This window comes from Undibacterium sp. FW305-107, from assembly GCF_058788535.1.
Map to the genome: position 1 here is coordinate 319,137 of NZ_JBYTAV010000003.1, position 20,033 is coordinate 339,169.

General features: G+C 50.4%; 15 protein-coding genes. 13 read left to right on the forward strand and 2 right to left on the reverse strand.

Features of this window, described 5'->3' with window-relative positions:
- Positions 1–60: 60 nt before the first annotated feature.
- Together AC3WQT_RS08495 and ffh are read right to left on the reverse strand one after the other, a co-directional pair.
- The gene (locus AC3WQT_RS08495; RefSeq protein ID WP_492703444.1) at positions 61–477 is read right to left on the reverse strand and encodes an SWIB/MDM2 domain-containing protein; all 417 of its coding nucleotides are present in this window, start codon (positions 475–477) and stop codon (positions 61–63) included.
- 555 nt (positions 478–1,032) lie between these two features.
- Positions 1,033–2,400 (reverse strand): signal recognition particle protein, encoded by a 1,368-nt coding sequence (ffh, locus tag AC3WQT_RS08500; RefSeq protein WP_492703445.1) that lies wholly within the window; start codon positions 2,398–2,400, stop codon positions 1,033–1,035.
- Between the two features lie 413 nt (positions 2,401–2,813).
- On the opposite strand from ffh, the gene AC3WQT_RS08505 reads away from it, so the two are divergent.
- The 13 genes from AC3WQT_RS08505 (at position 2,814) to AC3WQT_RS08565 (ending at position 19,829) form a co-directional block, all read left to right on the forward strand.
- Positions 2,814–3,962 carry an ABC transporter substrate-binding protein gene (locus tag AC3WQT_RS08505; RefSeq protein ID WP_492703446.1) on the forward strand — a complete coding sequence of 383 codons (1,149 nt, stop codon included), beginning with the start codon at positions 2,814–2,816 and terminating at the stop codon, positions 3,960–3,962.
- Between the two features lie 189 nt (positions 3,963–4,151).
- The gene (locus AC3WQT_RS08510; RefSeq protein WP_492703447.1) at positions 4,152–5,123 is read left to right on the forward strand and encodes an ABC transporter substrate-binding protein; all 972 of its coding nucleotides are present in this window, start codon (positions 4,152–4,154) and stop codon (positions 5,121–5,123) included.
- Positions 5,124–5,216: 93 nt separating this feature from the next.
- Entirely contained in the window at positions 5,217–6,035 is an 819-nt protein-coding gene (locus tag AC3WQT_RS08515; protein WP_492703448.1) for an ABC transporter permease, read from the forward strand.
- A gap of 1 nt (position 6,036) precedes the next feature.
- On the forward strand, positions 6,037–6,834 hold the full coding sequence (locus AC3WQT_RS08520; protein ID WP_492703449.1) for an ABC transporter ATP-binding protein: 798 nt from the start codon (positions 6,037–6,039) through the stop codon (positions 6,832–6,834).
- A gap of 57 nt (positions 6,835–6,891) precedes the next feature.
- Positions 6,892–7,350: a cache domain-containing protein gene (locus AC3WQT_RS08525; RefSeq protein WP_492703450.1), complete on the forward strand. Its 459-nt coding sequence runs from the start codon at positions 6,892–6,894 to the stop codon at positions 7,348–7,350.
- Between the two features lie 6 nt (positions 7,351–7,356).
- A complete protein-coding gene (locus tag AC3WQT_RS08530; RefSeq protein ID WP_492703451.1) occupies positions 7,357–9,177 on the forward strand; it encodes a sensor histidine kinase in 1,821 nt (606 codons plus the stop codon).
- A gap of 22 nt (positions 9,178–9,199) precedes the next feature.
- The gene (locus tag AC3WQT_RS08535; RefSeq protein WP_492703452.1) at positions 9,200–10,558 is read left to right on the forward strand and encodes a sigma-54-dependent transcriptional regulator; all 1,359 of its coding nucleotides are present in this window, start codon (positions 9,200–9,202) and stop codon (positions 10,556–10,558) included.
- A gap of 69 nt (positions 10,559–10,627) precedes the next feature.
- On the forward strand, positions 10,628–11,437 hold the full coding sequence (locus tag AC3WQT_RS08540; protein ID WP_492703453.1) for a cytochrome C assembly family protein: 810 nt from the start codon (positions 10,628–10,630) through the stop codon (positions 11,435–11,437).
- The gene (locus AC3WQT_RS08545; protein WP_492703454.1) at positions 11,434–11,694 is read left to right on the forward strand and encodes a PP0621 family protein; all 261 of its coding nucleotides are present in this window, start codon (positions 11,434–11,436) and stop codon (positions 11,692–11,694) included. The genes AC3WQT_RS08540 and AC3WQT_RS08545 overlap by 4 nt, the downstream gene beginning before the upstream one ends.
- Complete coding sequence (locus tag AC3WQT_RS08550; RefSeq protein WP_492703455.1) at positions 11,691–13,481, forward strand: two-component system sensor histidine kinase NtrB; 1,791 nt, start codon at positions 11,691–11,693, stop codon at positions 13,479–13,481. The genes AC3WQT_RS08545 and AC3WQT_RS08550 overlap by 4 nt, the downstream gene beginning before the upstream one ends.
- Positions 13,478–14,932 carry a sigma-54-dependent transcriptional regulator gene (locus tag AC3WQT_RS08555; RefSeq protein ID WP_492703456.1) on the forward strand — a complete coding sequence of 485 codons (1,455 nt, stop codon included), beginning with the start codon at positions 13,478–13,480 and terminating at the stop codon, positions 14,930–14,932. Before AC3WQT_RS08550 ends, AC3WQT_RS08555 begins: the two co-directional genes overlap by 4 nt.
- A gap of 673 nt (positions 14,933–15,605) precedes the next feature.
- On the forward strand, positions 15,606–18,461 hold the full coding sequence (locus tag AC3WQT_RS08560; RefSeq protein ID WP_492703647.1) for a ribonucleoside-diphosphate reductase subunit alpha: 2,856 nt from the start codon (positions 15,606–15,608) through the stop codon (positions 18,459–18,461).
- A gap of 135 nt (positions 18,462–18,596) precedes the next feature.
- Complete coding sequence (locus AC3WQT_RS08565) at positions 18,597–19,829, forward strand: ribonucleotide-diphosphate reductase subunit beta (RefSeq protein WP_492703457.1); 1,233 nt, start codon at positions 18,597–18,599, stop codon at positions 19,827–19,829.
- Positions 19,830–20,033 lie beyond the last annotated feature (204 nt).

The window sequence follows — 20,033 nt, forward strand, 5'->3', positions numbered from 1 at the left end:
ATGGGACTGACTGCTTCCCTTGAGTTTCCCAAAGCAACTACGGAAATCTCTTCCTGAAAATCAGGACAGATGACCGGAAATGAGTTTAGTCATTTCAAACATGGACACTTGTTTCTTGCCATCGAAAACGGCTTTCAATTTGTCATCCGCGTTGATGTTGCGTTTGTTTGCTTCATCTTGCAGTTTGTGTTTCTTGATGTATTCCCATACTTTTTTAGTGACTTCAGTACGAGGAATCGCTGCTGCGCCGATGACTGCTGCCAGAACTGGAGAGATAGTCATAGGTTTCATGAACGCTGCATTTGGCTTGCGTGCTGCTGCTGGTTTGGCCGCCGCTGCTTTTTTAGGAGCTGCTGCTTTTGCTGCCGGTTTAGTTGCTGCCTTTGGAGCTGCTGCTTTCGCTGCCGGTTTAGCTGCTGGTTTAGCCGCTGCTTTAGCTGCCGGTTTTGCTGCTGGTTTTTTTGGTGCTGTTGCCATAAATAGCCTCCTTCACAAATTTCGTGGACGGAGCTTTGATCGTTTTGAAAAGCTCCTGCATTGCGTCACTTCACGCATCGCTAATAGTGGTGCGGTTTTTACAGGGATGCAAGTGTTTTTTGTGGGTTTTTAGTGAAAAAGTGCAGGAATTTGCCTGTCGTTGGATTTCCGCATAAAAAAATGCCGGATTAGCGCCATTTTGGCTGCTATCCGGCATTTTTCCATAGAGGGAAATGCGAACAGAAATACTGAGAAAAATTTAGCGGAATTTAGAACTCATTTCATAAATAGGATGAGTGCGAACAAGACGATTTGGGATGCAGTGCAAGGCGTGACCTGCAGCTAAGGCTCCTGCCTTAGCAAAGGGCACAACGCTGCAATGCGCCCAAATCGTCAGTTCCCGAAGGGTTTGCCTCATAGCGCGTGCTGGACTGCGTTGGACTCGTTCTCAATAGCACCGCTATTGACTGCCTCGTCCGCCTTGCCAGCCCACGTTATGAGGCAAACGCATCTCACCCTATTTATGAAATGAGTTCTAGCAAAATCTGGCAAAACTTAGCGCTTGCCCGGCATCATGCCCTTCATGCCGCGCAACATCTTCATCATACCGCCACCGCGTAATTTCTTCATCATGGACTGCATTTGCTCAAACTGCGCAAGCATGCGGTTGACTTCCTGTATTTGTACACCAGCACCGGCAGCGATACGGCGTTTGCGCGAAGCCTTGATCAATTCTGGCTTGGATCTTTCTTGCGGCGTCATGGAATTGATCATGCCTTCCATACGGCGTACCTGTTTTTCAGCCTGATCCATATTGGCGCCGCTGGCTGCCTGCTGCATTTGTGCCGGCAATTTATCCATCAGGTTAGACAGGCCACCCATATTCTTCATCTGCGAAATTTGCATCTTGAAGTCATTCATGTCGAACTTGCCGCCATCCTTGATCTTGTGTGCCAGATCCTGAGCCGCGGCCACATCCATGCCTTTTTGCGCCGACTCCACCAGCGCCAGGATGTCACCCATGCCCAGAATGCGATTGGCCATGCGGGTGGCGTCGAAGGATTCGAGGCCATCGAGTTTTTCAGCAACACCGACAAACTTGATTGGTTTGCCCGTGATATGACGTACTGACAGGGCAGCACCACCGCGTGCGTCACCATCAAGCTTGGTCAGCACCACACCTGTCAAAGGCAGGGCATCATTAAAGGCTTTTGCCGTATTCACGGCATCCTGACCCAGCATGGCATCAACCACGAACAGGGTTTCTATCGGCTTGACGGCGGCGTGGACGGCAGCAATCTCTTGCATCATCGCTTCATCTATACCCAGGCGACCGGCAGTATCGATGATCAGCACATCGTGATAATGTTTTTTGGCGTAGTCGAGCGCAGCCAAAGCGATATCTACTGGTTTGTCGGTAGGCAAGGACGGGAAAAAGTCTGCACCGACCTGCGATGTCACTGTCTGCAACTGGCCTATTGCGGCGGGACGGTAAACGTCGGCAGAAACTGTTAATACCTTTTTCTTTTTTTGTTCGCGCAGATATTTAGCCAGCTTACCCACAGTGGTGGTTTTACCTGCACCCTGCAGACCTGCCATCAGGATGATCGCCGGTGGCTGGCAATTAAAACTCAGTTGAGAAGCATCTTCACCAAGGTCGGCACCCATCAGGGTGGCCAGTTCTTTCTGTACCACACCGACCAGTGCCTGGCCTGGCGTCAGGGAAGAAATGACTTCTTCACCCATGGCTTTTTCTTTGACACGGGCAATCAGTTCACGTACTGCAGGCAGGGCGACGTCGGCTTCCAGCAAAGCCATGCGTACTTCACGCAACATCTCAGCGGTATTGGATTCAGTCAGGCGGGCTTCGCCGCGCATGGTCTTGACGACTTTGGCTAGGCGCTGGGTAAGATTATCGAGCATGTTGGCTTAGGGGGTGTTAGGAAAAAATCAATAGGGCTGTGTTCACTGCTGCCTGTCACAGGCGATAGTAGCAACTCAGTGATAACAACAAGCAGGCATTTTACCTGAACCCGTGACAGAGTCCGGCATTTCGCCTAATGTGCAGAGTAGATGCGGGCGAAATTCTGAAAATCCAGAATAATTTCAAAAGGCCGTGCGGATTTTCAGACGCATGAGGGATAGTACTGATATATTTTGCTTTAAAAATCAGTTAAAAACAGGGTGCGGGTCTTCATTCGTGCTTGGTATGAAGTCTGCTAATAAGAGCGCTATCCCAGAGCTTGTGACAAAGTAAAGATGGCTGGACATTCTGCAATGTCAGTCTGATTTTGTCACCGGTTCAAAAATAGACGCTCAATAATCTGGAGACAATCATGAGACGACTTCATCGTGCCTGGCGCTTGCCACGCATACTTACCCTGTGCACCCTGATTGCTTCGTCTGGCTATAGCCTGGCAGAGGAAGGCGTCACTGACAATAGCATATTAATAGGACAAACCGTGGGGCTGACAGGGCAGATTGCCGGGCCAGTCAAGGAAATGAATGCCGGAGCTGCGGCTTATTTCAACCAGATCAACAAGAATGGTGGCGTGCATGGTCGCAAGATAGAACTGCATATCGTTGATGACAAGTTCGACCCCGCCATCGCCGCCACCAACGCTGAGGCGCTGATCAAGAAAGACCATGTCTTTGCCCTGTTCCAGTCCCGTGGGACACCGCATACCCAGGCTATCCTGCCCATCCTGGCGTCCAGCAAGGTGCCACTGGTGGCACCGAGTACCGGTGCGGCAGTGTTCCATAACCCGGTTAACCGCTATGTCTTCAATGTCAGGGCCAAGTATCAGGATGAAGTTCAAAAAGCTGTGGAACAGTTTTCCACCATAGGCTTGAAAGATATCGCCATCGTGCATGTCGATGATACTTTTGGCAGTGACGGCCTGGCGGGTTTTACCAGTGCGATGGACAGCTTCAAATTAAAACCCTCTCTGATCAGCAAGTATGACAGGGCAAAGCCGGATGTGGCCAAGGCGATTGATGAGGTTGTCAAATCGCCAGCCAAGGCGCTGATCATTGTGGGCTCAGCCACCACGGTGTCAGAAATTATCCGTGGCTTGCGTGCCAAAGGCAGTAGCATACAAATCATGACCTTGTCGAATAATGCTTCGCAATCCTTTATCGATTCTCTTGGGCCGGTAGCGACTGGCATCATGGTCTCGCAGATCATGCCGGCACCTCACCTGGTCTCAAGTACCCTGGGGCAGGAGTTCAAGACCATTGCCAAAGAAAATGGTGTGGCACCTTCGTATGCCGCGATGGAGGGCTTTGTCTCTGCCAAATTATTAGTAGAAGGTTTGAAACGGGCAGGCAAGGGGCTCACGCGCGAAGGCCTCATCCGTGCACTGGAATCCATGCACAAGGTGGATCTGGGTGGTATTACAGTAACTTATGGCGAACGAGATCATAGCGGTAGTGAGTTTGTGGATTTGACGATGATAGGTCGTGACGGTAAATTTTTGCGCTAGTTCATGTTAACAAGCCAGTGCGAAAACACGGAACGTGCGGTGGACATAATCCGGGTTTTCGCATCGAGTCTGGCAAGTCCGTATAAAAACTTGAATGAAATCAGTTGTTTACTAAAATCCTGATGCTGGCACAATATCTGCTAATCAGTACGTGTAGGAAAAAATCAAATCAAAACTCAGGAGACAAAGATGTTCAAAAAGATTTTGCTTGCCACTGTTATTACTTCAGGATTATTCGCCAGCGCAGCCCAGGCCGAAGAAGTTGTCCGCTTGGGTAATCTGAAATTTGCCCACTATGGCGCAGTGTCCTATATCAAGGAAATCGCCCCTAAATGCGGTATCAAGGTAGAAGAGCGCGTATTCGCCAAAGGGCTGGATGCCATGCAAGCCGTCATCGCCGGTGAGCTTGATGTGGGTGCAGTGTCTTCAGAAGCAGTGATTTCTGCCCGTGCCAGTGGTACACCGATTTATCTGGTGGCCGGTTTTGCCAAAGGTGGTGCACGCCTGGTTGGACGTACTGACCTGGGCATGAAGACGGTCAAGGATTTGAAAGGCAAGAAAGTTGGCGTTACCCGTGGCGGTATACAGGATATCTTGCTGGCAGCCGAACTGTCACAGCATGGTCTGACGTATTCAGATCAGCCAGGCAAGGACGTGCAAATCATTTACCTCGGCTTCCCTGATCTGAACCAGGCTTTGCTGGGCAAGAATATAGATGCCATCATGCAATCCGAACCTTATTCTTCCCAAGCCATCAACAAAGGTTTTGGGAATGAAATCATCAAGCCCTACGATACTCCGATAGGTGAGCCAGTGCGTACCATGGTTATGACCGAGAAGTTCTACAAAGAACGCCGTCCGGTCGCCGAAAAATTCATGCGCTGCTTTGTCGAAGCTACTAAAACCTTCATCGAAAACAAGGAGCTGGCTGAGAAATATGTGCGTGAAAACATGTTCAAAGGCCAGGTCAGTCATGAAGACTTCGTCAATGCCATAGAAAACTCGCCTTACACCTATGACGTGACGGCAGAGCACATACAGATCACTACTGATCTGATGCAAAAATACGGTGTAGGCAAAATGCTCAAGCCGCCAGTCGCCAAAGAGTGGGTAAAAACCGATCTCCTGGAACAAGCCAAGAAGAGCTTGAACATAAAATAAGCATCAGGTAAGTCTGTAGCTTGAGCAAAGGGTGAGCCTGCTTTTTTGAGCAAAATCTGCTCACCCAGCTCCTCAATTCTTGAAGGAAAAATCATGAAATTCAAATGGCGTGAAATTGGCGCGGGGCTGATCGTGCCTGTAATTCTGATCACAATCTGGCATGTTGTGACCACCATGGGCTGGGTCAATGCCCAAATCCTGCCGACACCGTTGGCTGTGGTAAAAAAATGGATAGAGTATGCCTCACCTTACGAAGCCAGGGATGCGGCAACAATGAGTTGGCTGGCCTGGGTGTTTTCCGGCGAGTTGATACGCGACACCATGGGTAGCATGTACCGCGTGCTGGTTGGTTTTGTGGTGGGTGCTGGCCTGGCTTTGCCCATTGGCCTGGCAATGGGGTCGAGTCAAAGGATGTATGCATGGATGAACCCCCTGATCCAGGTATTGCGCCCCATACCACCAATTGCCTATATCCCCTTGTCGATTCTGTGGTTCGGTCTGGGTAACCCACCGGCCATCTTCCTGATCGCGATCGGCGCGTTTTTCCCGGTACTGATGAATACCATCGCCGGTGTCCGCCATGTGGATGGCATCTATATCAGGGCCGCCCGCAATCTGGGTGCCAGCCAGACCACCATGTTTTTACGCGTCATGCTGCCTGCGGCGGTACCTTATATTTTGTCTGGTGTGCGTATCGGTATTGGTACTGCTTTTATCGTGGTGATCGTGTCGGAAATGATCGCCGTGAACAATGGCCTGGGTTTCCGCATACTGGAAGCACGTGAGTATTTTTGGTCTGACAAGATTATCGCAGGCATGATGAGCATAGGCTTGCTGGGTCTGGCAATTGATCTGGCGATGAATAAATTGAATAATTATTTGCTGCGCTGGCACCGTGGACTGGAGAACTGAAATGAACCCTACTCATATCAAAATTGAAGGCGTGAATAAAATCTTCAAGACTGCGGACAAGGAAGTCGTGGCCTTGCGTGATATCAATCTGGAGATACCGGAAGGCCAGTTCGTTTGCCTGCTCGGTCCTTCAGGCTGTGGCAAGTCGACTTTGCTGAATGCGGTTGCCGGTTTTTCTTTGCCAACTTCTGGTCATATTATTGCAAATGGGCAGAAAGTCAGCGCCCCTGGTCCGGACCGTGGCATGGTGTTTCAGGAATATGCACTCTTTCCCTGGATGACGGTTGAACAGAACATCGCCTTTGGCCTGGAAATCAAGGGCATGGGCAAGGCAGAAATCCAGCAGCGTGTCGCCAGCCTGCTGGCTATGCTGGGTCTGAGCGATTTTAAAGCACGTTTCCCCAAGGATTTGTCTGGCGGTATGCGGCAGCGCGTTGCAATTGCCCGTGTATTGGCGCTGGATTCGCCTATTATGTTAATGGATGAGCCCTTCGGTGCATTGGATGCCCTGACGCGCCGCAATCTGCAGGACGAGTTGCTGCGCATCTGGTCAGAACTGAAAAAAACCATTATCTTCGTTACCCATAGTATAGAAGAGGCAATTTATCTGGCTGACCGTATCGTCGTCATGACTTACCGGCCAGGCACGGTGAAAAAAGATTTGATCGTTGAATTGCCACGCTCACGTGATCCTTCTGACCCGGGTTTCAATGCCTTGAAGCGAGAACTGGGACAACTGGTCATGGAAGAACAGCAAAGACACCATAATGATGAGCTGAAGATGGCGGCAGTAGATTGATCAACAAGTAGAAAGTAGTAACTGGACGTACCCATAAAAAACATAAGGAGAGACATCATGCTGAAATTCGCACGAATTGTAGTAGCGGGATTGGTTTTCTTGCTGGGCGCGTCCAGTCAGGCGCAAAGCACCCATGGCACGGCCCCCGAGGCCGTCGCCATGGTGCAAAAAGTGATTGCCAGTATCAAGGCGAATGGCAGGGACAAGACTTTTGCTGATGTCAATAATCTGCAAGGCCCTTTCCGTGACCGCGACCTGTATGTCACGATCAATGATATGAATGGCAAAAATCTGGCTCACGGCGCGAATGCCAAAATGCAGGGCAAGGACCTCATGGATTTAAAAGATGCCGATGGCAAGCTGTTTGTGCGTGAGCGTATGGAGCTTGCCAAAACCAAGGGCAAGGGTTGGCAAGACTATAAGTTCGTCAACCCTGTCTCTAAACAGATAGAACAAAAATCCATGTACTTTGAAAAGTATGAAGACATTGTTATCAACTGCGGTATTTATAAGTAAAAACTTGTGACGGCGCCGCCTACCGAAAATGCCCGTGGGCGGCGCCTGATTTTTATCTGCGTTGCAGCGGCGAGCATCGCACTGGTGGTCGCCAGCTATTTTGTGGCTGTCGGCATCGCCAGGGACAACAGCCGTCAGGCTGGTGACCGGCAGTTACAGATCATTGCCCTTGATATTGAGTCTGTGCTGGAGCGTTATGAAACCCTGCCCTTCGCCATTTCTTATTTGCCGCTGACGGCAGAAGCCTTGCAGCAAAAGGGCGATGCCAGTCAGATACAGGCTTTGAACCTGAGTTTGCAAGAGTTGGCTGAGCAAGCCAAAGTTGCTGCAATCTACCTCATGGATGTGCAAGGCAATACCATCGCCGCCAGCAACTGGAATACTGAGCAAAGTTATCTGGGGCAGAATTTTGCCTTCAGACCCTACTTTTCTGAAGCCTTGAAACAGGTCAAGCCCGGACATTTTTATGCAATAGGCAACACCACAAATATTCCTGGCTATTTTATTTCCCAGCCTGTCTATCCACCCGGTAGCAAGCGCGGGACGCAGGCACCGATAGGAGTGATTGCCGTCAAGATCATCCTGAATGAATTTGAGCAAGCCTGGCGCAGCAGCGAAGAACCTATTGCACTCAGCGACAGACATGGAGTGGTGTTTTTAAGTAATCGCGCATCCTGGAAATATCATAGCCTGCAAACGCTGACGCCGGCCGTGCAGCAAGACCTGAAAGCGACTTTGCAATATGGTGGCAAGCATATAGATGCAATTGCCAAATTGCCGCTGGCAGAAAAAAAAGGGTATGACGAATATTTGCAAAGGCAGATAGGGCGCCTGAATTGGCAGTTAATGTTGTTCCCCGATCAGGGTAAAGTCATGCGGACGGGTTTGCAATCAGCCTTGGTAGTTGCCCTGATATTGGGGATAACGCTGGCTTTTGCCGCTGTGCTTGACCAGCGCCGCCGCAGGCTGGAAGAAGGGAGGCTGGCACAACGCGCTTTGAAAAAAGCGGCAGACGAGCTGGAGCTGCACATCGCTGAACGCACCAGGCAATTGACACAGGCGAATGCAGAACTTGAAAGCCGTTACCTGACACTCAAACAGACCGAAACCCTGTTGCGATCTACCCAGAATGAAATGGTACAGGCGGGCAAACTCGCCATGCTGGGGCAGATGGCCACCGGCATTACCCATGAATTGAACCAGCCACTGACTGCGATACGTGCCTTTGCCGACAATGCCATCACCTTCATGAGCCGGGGCAAGGCAGAGCAGGCTTTGGCCAACCTTGAACATATCAGTCATGCCAGCGAACGCATGGGCAGCATTATTGCCCAGCTAAAAGGTTTCGCCAGAAAAAGTCCGAATGCGATTGCCGAAGTGGATGTGCAGACAGCTATCCAGTCTGCTGTCAGCTTGTTGCGCAGCGAGACCGACAGGCGTGGTGTTATCCTGCAAGTGTATGTTGCCGAAGCTGTCAAGGTGCTGGGTGATACCGTCAGGATAGAACAAGTCTTGATCAACCTGATACGCAATGCGCTGGATGCAGTAGAAAATAGCCCTGTCAAGGAAGTCGATGTCAGACTTGGTAGTGAGCAGGGGATGGCAAGGATCACAATTGCCGACAGTGGTACTGGCATACCCGAGCATGTCGCCGGTCATTTGTTTGAACCGTTTTTTACCACCAAGGAAATTGGTCAGGGATTGGGCCTGGGGCTGGCGATCTCTTCTTCCATCGTGCAGGCAATGAATGGCAGCCTGGTAGCGAATAACCGTCCAGATGGTGGTGCTGAATTTACAGTCTGCATCCCGCTGGCTGATCGCGCATGACTGCATATAGTAAGGAAACAGTATGACTCAAATGCTCGCTATATTAATAGAGGATGAACAGGCAGTGCGCCTGGCAACGACCCAGACGCTGGAGCTCGGTGGTTTTGAGGTGCAGGCCTGTGCCAGTGCAGAACTGGCAGATGCCTATATCAAGGATGGCTATGCCGGCATTATTGTTACTGACGTACGCCTGCCCGGCAAGTCAGGACTGGAGGTTCTGGAAAAGGTGCGGGCCATCGATGCCGAACTGCCCGTCATCATCATCACCGGCCATGGCGATGTCAGCATGGCGGTGGAGGCCATGCGCCACGGCGCTTATGATTTTTTGGAAAAACCTTTTGCGGCTGAAAGATTGCTCGATGCCTGCCTGCGCGCCCAGGAAAAGCGGCGGCTGGTCATGGAAAACCGCAAGCTCAAATTGTCCTGGCTAAATCATTCCGCGACGCCAGATTTGATAGGCCAAAGCCCGCAAATAGAAAAAGTCAGGAAATTCATACAAAGCATAGGGCCAACCCAGGTCGATGTATTGATCAATGGCGCGACCGGTTCCGGCAAGGAAGTGGTGGCGCGACAATTGCATCTGGCCAGTGGCTGTAAAGGCGAATTTGTGGCCATCAATTGTGGTGCCCTGCCTGAATCTGTATTCGAGAGCGAAATCTTTGGTCATGAAGCCGGTGCCTTTACCAGCGCCCAGAAACGCCGTATAGGCAAGCTGGAGTATGCGCATGGTGGCACGGTATTTCTTGATGAAATTGAAAGTATGCCGCTGAACCTGCAAATCAAACTGCTCAGGGTTTTGCAAGAACGCAGTCTGGAAAGGTTGGGGGGTAATCAATCAATCGCGCTGGATTGCCGCATTATTGCCGCAACAAAAGTGGATTTGCTCAAGCTCAGCGCGCAAGGACAGTTCCGCGAAGACTTGTATTACCGCCTCAGTGTCATCAGCATGCATTTACCAAGATTGAATGAGCGGCGTGAAGATATTCCCTTATTGCTCTCGTATTTTGTACAAAGGGCGGCCCTGCGTTATCAAAAGCAGGTGCCAGCCTGGTCAGCCGCACAAATGCAGCACTGGATGCAGGCTGACTGGCAGGGTAATGTGCGTGAGTTGCGCAATTTTGCGGATCAACTGGTGCTGGGTGTGGCTGAATTTGCTGATCTGCCAGCTTTGCAAAGTGAACAAACCCAATCAGCTGCTGCCTCCAGCCTGCCTGAAAAACTGGATGTGTATGAAGCCAGCCTGATACAGGCTGCGCTCGAAAAGAATGCCAGTAATGTGGCTGCAGCAGCGGAATCATTGGGCATCCCCAAGAAAACCCTATACGACAAGATCAAAAAATATCAAAAAACTTTATCGCCGATCAATCCGGTGACAGGATAGAGCGGGCCTGTGGAAACTGTTGAACATGCATAATCCAACTTTTCAGGCGACATGGTGTAAACTTGTCCCATGCAAATCTATCTATCATTTCTTGCCGCTGCCTTATATATATTGAGCATAGTCCTGCCAGGACGCTGGCTGACGCTCACGAATGTCGTCAGTGCACTGGCCTGGCTGACGCATGGCGTGGCTTTATGGCTGACTATTTTTCCTGACCATGCGCTCAGGGTAGGTTTTGCTGTCATGTTGTCAGCTGCGCTATGGGTCTCGGTCTTTGTGTGCTGGCTGGAAAACCGCAATGCCTCTCTTGACGGTTTGCGCCTGTTGCTGATGCCGAATGCTGCCATGATGGCTGTCCTGCCCAGTTTCTTCCCTGGTAGCCTGATTGCTCTGGCTGGCAAGACTGCCATGTTCCCCTGGCATGTAGTGATTGCCATGCTGGCCTATAGCACGCTGACGATAGCGGCTTTTCATGCAGTCGTCATGACGGTGCAAGACAAGCACTTGCATCAATTGCGCACAGCCCAGAAGGCGGAATGGCTGAATGCCTTGATAGACAGACTGCCAGCATTGCTGACCATGGAAAAGATACTGTTTCGTTTTGTGCTGCTTGGTTTTGTCTTATTGACACTGACTGTTTTGTCGGGCGTGATATTTTCAGAACAGGTACTGGGCGTCGCCTTCAAATGGGATCACAAGACCCTGCTTTCACTCTTGTCCTGGCTCTTGTTTGCCATTTTGTTGACAGGGCGCTACTGGCGTGGCTGGCGTGGCAAGACGGTATTGAGTTTCACCCTGTCAGGCTTTATCACCTTGTTGCTGGCCTATGTCGGCAGCCGCTTCGTGCTGGAAGTCTTGTTGCACAGGAGCCTGTCATGAGAATCCTGTTCTGGTTAGGCTTGCTGGTCCTGATCATCCTGGCCTTGAAAAAGAAAATGCAGCCACCCAGTGCCGGGTCTGGTAGTAGCGGGTATCCGGGAAGCCCTGCAGGCCCGGAAAATGCTGGACCACGGAATACTGAATCAGCCGAAACCATGGTCTGTTGCGCGCATTGCCAGATTTATTTGCCAGCATCAGAAGCCGTGCAACGTGGCGGGCAAGTGTACTGCAGTCAAGAGCATGCTGACCTTGCATGAGCCTGCCTGACGACACCCTGCTGATGCCTGAAAACCGCTCAGCAGCATCTGAGCCATCGCATTCTTTCTGGCGTTCACTGCAAACGCTGAATGCTTCACGCATTGTGGTGGCCGCCAGTTTGCTGATCTTGCTGAGTTTGCGCAGTGGCAAAGATATCTGGACCAGTGAACCTTTGTTCGGTCGGGACATAGGCCTGATTTATTTGTCAGTGGCCATAGGCTTTGTGGTGCTCAAGCAACTGTACCCACGCCGTTTCATGTGGCAACTGAGCACCCAGATACTGCTGGACATCATCATCATTTCAACCATGTATCTGGCGAGTGGTGGTAACAAGAGCGGCCTGGGTATCCTGTATTTGTTCCCGCTGGCAGGTGCAGCGATACTGAGCCCCCTGCTCTGGTCTTTCTTTTTTACTTCCATCGTCGTCCTGTTTTTATTGGGAGAGAGTGTTTATCATTATCTGCAACTGGCAGACGGGGCACCCTTTTCGCAATCAGGCTTATATGGCGCAGCCTATTTTGCTGTGGTGTCTGTGGTCAACCGGCTGGCGCACAATCTCATCAATCAGGAGCAACTGGCAGTGCAGCGCGGTAATGCGCTGGCCATACAGCAAGCCATCAACCAACTGGTGATTGCCGACATGGGCGATGGCATTTTGGTGCTGGACCAAAACGGCAGCATGTTTGAAATCAATCCCGCTGCAGCACGTATGCTGGGGGGGAATCTGAGCAAGGAAATGATAGGGGTAGAGTTGGGCAGCATTGCGGCTTTACGGCCGATTGTTGAAGTGCTCAATAATATGCAGGCGCGTCCCAGTCTGCCTGACCGTCGCAAAGAAGAAGAAATTTCCTTCGTTTCCATACGCTGTTATCTCGATGATCCTAAGCCGGAACTGGGCGAAATGGCAGCCGATACTGCCACCAGGGAACGTACGGAGCGTGAACGCCCACACTTTGTGACGCATCTGAAACTGCGCTTTGTCGCAATCAAGGGGGTCAATGCGGGTGGCCTCAAGGAACGTAATGGCAGCTATACCATCATCTTCATGCAAGATGTATCAGATATAGAAAATCAGGCGCAGCAACTGAAGCTGGCATCCATGGGACGCCTGACGGCCAGTATCGCCCATGAGGTGCGTAATCCGCTGTCATCAATTTCTTATGCCGCCTCACTATTGAATGAAGACCTGGGTCATCCCGGCCAGGAAAACAAGCAGGCACAACGCCTGCTGAAGATTGTTGATGATAATGTGGCACGTTTGAATCAGCTCATAGAAGATATCCTGAAGCTCTCACGCAAGGCACAATCGGATGTGGAGCCTTATCAGGTCATGGACCAGATTGAAGAAATGGTCAGGGATTTTGTAGAAACACGCAATTTGCCTACCAACTTTATTGTCGTCGTTAAAGACAAGAACTTCCTGGTGAACTTTGATCCCAGTCATTTGCGTGAAGTGGTTTTAAATCTTTTGTCGAATGCAATACGCTATGCCAGCGGGCAAACGGGTAGTATCAAACTGTTTGCCTATATTAATAGTAGCGGCCGGCAAGAGTTGCATATACAAGATGACGGTCCGGCAATTCCTTACGAAGTCCGCTCCCATCTGTTTGAGCCGTTTTATACTACATCGCGTATGGGTACCGGTCTTGGCTTGTATATGGCAAGGGAGTTGTGTTTGAATAACCATGCTTTGCTTGATTATGAATATCGCGTTGAAGAAACCGAAGAAGGCAAGAGCGAGCCCAGCGGGCGTTTTGTAATTAATTTCTCTGGATATAGTGCATGAGTATGAATGAAGTTGTGGTCTGTCCTCGCATCCTGGTAGTGGATGATGAGGCGCATCTGCGCGAATTGCTGGAGATTACGCTCATCAAAATGGGGCTGGATGTAGACAGTGCAGAAACCCTGGCATTGGCACGTGCCCATCTGAGCAAGCGCAGCTATGCTCTGGTATTGACAGACATGCGCCTGCCTGATGGTTCTGGCATGGAACTGGTGCAGGAAGTGAATGCCCTCTATAAGAATACGCCTATCGCCGTGATTACTGCTTTCGGCAGTGCCGACAATGCCGTGGTTGCCTTAAAGGCTGGTGCTTTCGATTATGTCTCCAAGCCGGTTGCCCTGGATCAGTTGCGTAAGCTGGTCAGGTCTGCGCTGCAAACCAATGAAGTTCAAAAAATACAACTGACGACGCCGGAAAAATTGAGCATCCCTGCCAACTCTTTCATGATAGGCCAGTCGCAAGGCATGCAAGAAGTGAGGGCGCAGATCAGTCGTCTGGCACGTAGCATGGCGCCTGTCATCATTACTGGTGAGTCTGGTAGCGGCAAGGAACTGGCAGCCCGGGAAATACATACCAGTAGTGCCAGGTCTGACAAGCCCTTTATTGCCGTCAATTGCGGTGCGATTCCCGAGACTTTGATGGAGGCCGAATTTTTTGGCTATAGAAAAGGAGCATTTACCGGCGCTGCTGATGACAGGGAAGGTTTTTTTCAGGCCGCCAATGGCGGTACCCTGATGCTCGATGAAGTGGCTGACCTGCCTCTACCCATGCAAGTCAAGTTGTTGCGTGCCATACAGGAAAGACGGGTGCGCAAGGTGGGGGCTACCGTGGAAGAAGCGGTAGATGTACGTATTATTAGTGCTACCCACCAGAATCTGGCTATCTGTGTAGAAGAAGGGCGCTTCCGGCAAGATTTATATTATCGCCTCAATGTCATCGAATTACACTTGCCACCTTTGCGCGAACGGCTGGAAGATATCGTCGAACTCTCGAGCAATATCCTGAAAAAACTGACTGGCAATGATATTAATATGTCAGTCGAGGCAATCGATGCCCTGATCAGTTACGATTTTCCCGGCAATGTGCGCGAGCTGGAAAACATACTGGAACGTGCCGTTGCATTTGCTAACGATGGCTGCATCGAAGTAACCGACCTGGCTTTGCGCGGTACCAGGAAAATGCCTGACTTACCCATCGTGCAGCCGGTGCCTACCGAGGTAGTCATTAATAACGGGCATGTTGCGCCAGTTGCCCTACCTGTTGCCGGGCTGGATGTATTTTCAGCACCGAGCTTGCCCTGTTCACTTCCCGATTATCTGGAAAACGTAGAGCGCGAAATGATACGTCGTGCTTTGCACCAGACCCGCAACAACCGCACCCAGGCGGCAGAGTTGCTGGGTGTGAGCTTCCGCCAACTGCGTTATCAGATACAGAAACTGAAGATACAGGAATAATTATTTACCTGTTTCTATCTTTGATGACGAGTCAGGCCGCATGTGCCTGACTTCTCATGCACCCACTTGCGCGGGATAGTCTTAGCCGCAAGACCATCATCGTCCCCGCTTCATTGATCTTATTGCCTCACTTTCTTATTTCCTTTTTGTGTGCATTCGTCATGGGCTTGCAAGACCCTGCTCCTAGCATGTATTTGCACGTTAGTGGCCGCTCTCGGCTGAACTTACGCATTTCTGTGCTTTGCGAAAGTCAACACCTCGTACACATATTTACAGAAAAAATAATTCAATTAATTAAATAAAAAGCGGTTGCATATCGTTTGATGCAGCACTAGAATTAGGGCAAATAAAAATTAGCGCACTAGATGTAGTGGTTTTAAGAATTTGTTTGTTTTCTTGCCTTGTTTCAATTTCCCTCATGTTTTGCAATTGAATTTGTGTCTGATGTAAACAAAATAAACCGGATTTGGCGAATTTTCGCTGCATCCGGCTGTGAGCCTTATTGTGTCTTGCCAGCTTAACTACCTAGTCGCTTCACTGTTTAACCCATGTCCGGCAAAGTCGTCTTTCTTCAACTTTGCTGGCAAAAAATAACACCGCATCCGGAGGATCAATGCACTCTTCTATTGAAACATCTACTACGTCCAAACCAGAACTGGGATCGGTTTTGAACATGGCAGCAACACCTGCCACCAATAGCCTGAATAGTTATAGCGAATACCGCATCATTCGCCGTAATGGTTCGGTGGTTGGCTTCGAACCATCCAAAATCGCCATCGCCATGACCAAGGCGTTTCTGGCAGTGAATGGTGGACATGGTGCAGAGTCCGCCCGGGTGCGTGAACTGGTAGAACAACTGACAGCCAGCGTAGTTGCAGCCTTGTTGCGCCGCCAGCCTGCTGGTGGTACTTTCCATATAGAAGATGTGCAAGACCAGGTTGAGCTGGCGCTGATGCGCTCAGGTGAACATGATGTCGCCCGTTCTTATGTCCTGTACCGCGCCAAACGCATGGAAGAACGCCGTCGCGTGAATGATGCGCCTGGACATGCTGAAGCCGTTGCACCACAATTGCACGTCATCGTTGATGGTCAGTCCCGTCCGCTGGATGTGGCAGAAGTGCGCAAGATGATCGCCGCTGCCTGCCTGGGTTTGGACAAGCTGGCTGATCCTGATGCGATTCTGGCTGAGACTTTGAAAAACCTGTACGACGGTGTACCGGTAGAAGAATTGTACAAGTCCGCCATCCTGGCCGCCCGCGCGCTGATGGAAAAAGAACCGGCCTACAGCCAGGTCACCGCACGTTTGCTCTTGCATACAGTCCGTAAAGAAGTGTTTGGCAAAGAAGTGGCGCAACAGGATGCCGCCGCAGAATACCTCGAATACTTCCCGAAATTCATCAAGAAGGGTATCGAAGCAGATTTGCTGGATGCCAAACTGGGTCAGTTTGATTTGAAGAAACTGGCGAATGCCCTGGTTGCTGACCGCGATCTGCAATTTGGTTATATCGGTCTGCAAACTTTGTATGACCGTTACTTCCTGCACGTACGCGGTACCCGCATAGAAATGCCTCAGGCTTTCTACATGCGCGTCGCCATGGGTTTGTCGTTGAATGAAATCGATCGTGAAACCCGCGCGATAGAATTTTACAATCTGTTGTCCAGCTTTGATTTCATGAGCTCGACACCGACCCTGTTCAATTCCGGCACGCAACGTTCACAACTGTCCTCTTGCTACCTGACGACAGTTGCCGATGACCTCGATGGTATCTACGAAGCCATCAAGGAAAATGCACTGCTGGCAAAATATGCCGGTGGCCTGGGTAATGACTGGACACCAGTCCGCTCGCTCGGCGCGCATATCAAAGGTACCAATGGCAAATCTCAGGGGGTTGTCCCGTTCCTGAAAGTCGTCAACGACACGGCTGTGGCCGTTAACCAGGGCGGTAAACGCAAAGGTGCAGTGTGCGCCTACCTGGAAACCTGGCATATGGATATCGAAGAATTCCTCGACCTGCGTAAAAACACCGGCGATGACCGCCGCCGTACGCATGACATGAATACCTCGAACTGGATTCCTGACCTGTTCATGAAGCGTGTCATGGAAAAAGGCGACTGGACCTTGTTCTCCCCATCCGATGTACCTGACCTGCATGATAAATTTGGTAAGGCTTTCGAACAGGCTTATGTCGCTTATGAAGCAAAAGCTGCCAATGGCGAACTGACCTTGTCCAAAAAAATCCCGGCGCTGGACTTGTGGCGCAAGATGCTGTCCATGCTGTTTGAAACTGGCCATCCATGGATCACCTTCAAAGATCCTTGCAATATCCGCTCGCCACAACAGCACGTCGGCGTGGTCCACAGCTCCAACTTGTGTACAGAAATTACCCTGAACACTAACGACAGCGAGATCGCGGTATGTAATCTGGGTTCGGTCAACATGCCTGCCCACATGAAAGACGGCAAGCTGGATCACATTAAATTACAAAAAACTGTGCGTACAGCGATGCGTATGCTGGATAACGTCATCGACATCAACTACTATGCAGTGAAGAAGGCACGCGATTCCAATCTGCGTCACCGTCCTGTCGGTCTGGGTATCATGGGTTTCCAGGATTGCCTGCACATGATGCGCATCCCTTATGCATCGATGGATGCCGTACAGTTCGCTGATACTTCCATGGAAGCCGTCTGCTACTACGCTTATTGGGCATCGACTGAACTGGCTGAAGAACGTGGCCGTTACAGTTCTTATCCTGGCTCTTTGTGGGACCGTGGCATCCTGCCGCAAGATTCCCTGAAGATGCTGGCCGAAGAACGCGGCGGTTATCTGGAAGCTGACTTCTCGGAAACGCTGGATTGGTACCCACTGCGTGACCGCATCAAGAAATTTGGCATGCGCAATTCCAATTGCGTGGCGATTGCGCCGACTGCAACAATTTCTAACATTATTGGTGTAGCGGCCTGTATCGAACCGACTTATCAGAACCTGTATGTGAAGTCGAATCTGTCCGGTGAATTTACCGAGATCAATGAACATCTGGTGCGCGATCTGAAAGACCGCGGCATGTGGGATGAAGTCATGATCTCTGACCTGAAGTACTTTGACGGCAGTCTGGCCCGCATTGACCGCATCCCGGAAGATCTGCGTGCACTGTATGCGACTGCATTTGAAATCAGTCCATCCTGGCTGGTTGAGGCGGCTGCGCGTCGTCAAAAATGGATAGATCAGGCACAATCCCTGAACATCTATATGGCAGGTGCATCCGGTAAAAAACTGGATGAGACTTATAAACTGGCATGGTTGCGTGGTTTGAAAACTACTTACTACCTGCGTACCATCGGTGCGACACACACTGAAAAATCCACCAGCAAAACTGGTGCATTGAATGCGGTGGGAGTCGATGGCAACGGCGGTGGTTATGGTGCAGCGTCTGCTGGCATCACCGCAGCAGCACAGGAAACCGATGGCCCGGCCTGCATGTTGCGTCCAGGAGATGCCGGTTTTGAAGAGTGCGAAGCTTGCCAATAAGTGTTCAATCATTGTCATAAAGTTTTATGACAATGCGCAAGCCAGACCGCAAGACCTGATGGCCTGAACGTTGCGGGAAGAAGCCTGGCTTCTTCCCCGAAAAAATAAGCTGTTACAAAAAGTAAGGAATTAATAATGTTATCTTGGGATGATGAAGTTCAGCCGACCAGTCCAGCAACCCCGGCAGCGCGACCAATGAGTGCTCCGTCCGGTGCCCCATCAGGTGCACCAGTCAGCGGCATGGATTTGCAAGCACGTTTGCAAACACAGGAAGTCGCCCTCAATCCTGCCCTGGTCAACAAACCAGTTGCTGCGCCAACTCCTGCAGCCGCCGTCAGCGGCGAAGTGACAAGGCGTGTCAATGCTGCCGACAAGCGCATCATCAACGGCACCACAGACGTCAATCAGTTAGTCCCTTTCAAATACAAATGGGCCTGGGATAAATATCTGGCAGGTTGCGCCAATCACTGGATGCCGCAAGAGATCAATATGCAACGCGATATTGAACTCTGGAAAGACCCGAATGGTCTGACGGAAGATGAGCGCCGCCTGGTGAAACGTAATCTGGGGTTTTTCGTGACCGCTGATTCTCTGGCCGCCAACAATATCGTACTCGGCACTTACCGCCACATCACGGCACCTGAATGCCGTCAGTACTTGTTGCGCCAGGCGTTTGAAGAAGCTATCCATACTCACGCTTATCAATACATCGTTGAATCGCTGGGTCTGGATGAGGCAGAAATCTTCAATGCCTACAATGAAGTTGACTCTATCCGTGACAAGGACCAGTTCCTGATTCCTTTTATTGACGTGCTGACCAACCCTGAATTCAAGACCGGCACAACCGAGGCAGACCAGACTTTGCTCAAGTCACTGATCGTATTTGCCTGCCTGATGGAAGGCCTGTTTTTCTATGTTGGCTTCACACAAATTTTGGCGCTTGGCCGTCAAAATAAAATGATGGGCGCGGCTGAACAATATCAATACATCTTGCGCGATGAATCGATGCACTGCAATTTCGGGATCGATTTAATCAATACAATTAAGATGGAAAATCCGCATTTGTGGACGCCGGCATTTCGTGATGAAATTAAATCGTTGTTTTTGCGTGCTGTGGAGTTGGAATATCGTTACGCAGAGGATACAATGCCGCGTGGAGTGCTCGGTTTGAATGCGCCAATGTTCAAAGGTTATTTACGGTTCATTGCAAATCGCCGCGCACAACAAATCGGTCTTGAAGCGCTGTTCCCTCAGGAAGAAAATCCTTTCCCTTGGATGAGTGAAATGATAGACCTGAAAAAAGAGCGCAACTTTTTTGAGACACGTGTGATTGAGTATCAAACTGGCGGAGCCCTCAACTGGGAATAAGCGCTGAATACAGCGAACGCCAAAATCCGGATCAGGGATTTCTGATCAAGTAGTGCGAGCAGGTTGATTGAAGTTTTTAATGTGATGTTGAATTTGGGTTTGCAAGACCCCAGATAGAAAAGGCAGTCACAAGAAATCATTAAATCAGGAAACGCCGCAAGCTGTCAGTGTCCCCCGGGATTGCTCATGATTTGCACAAGATGT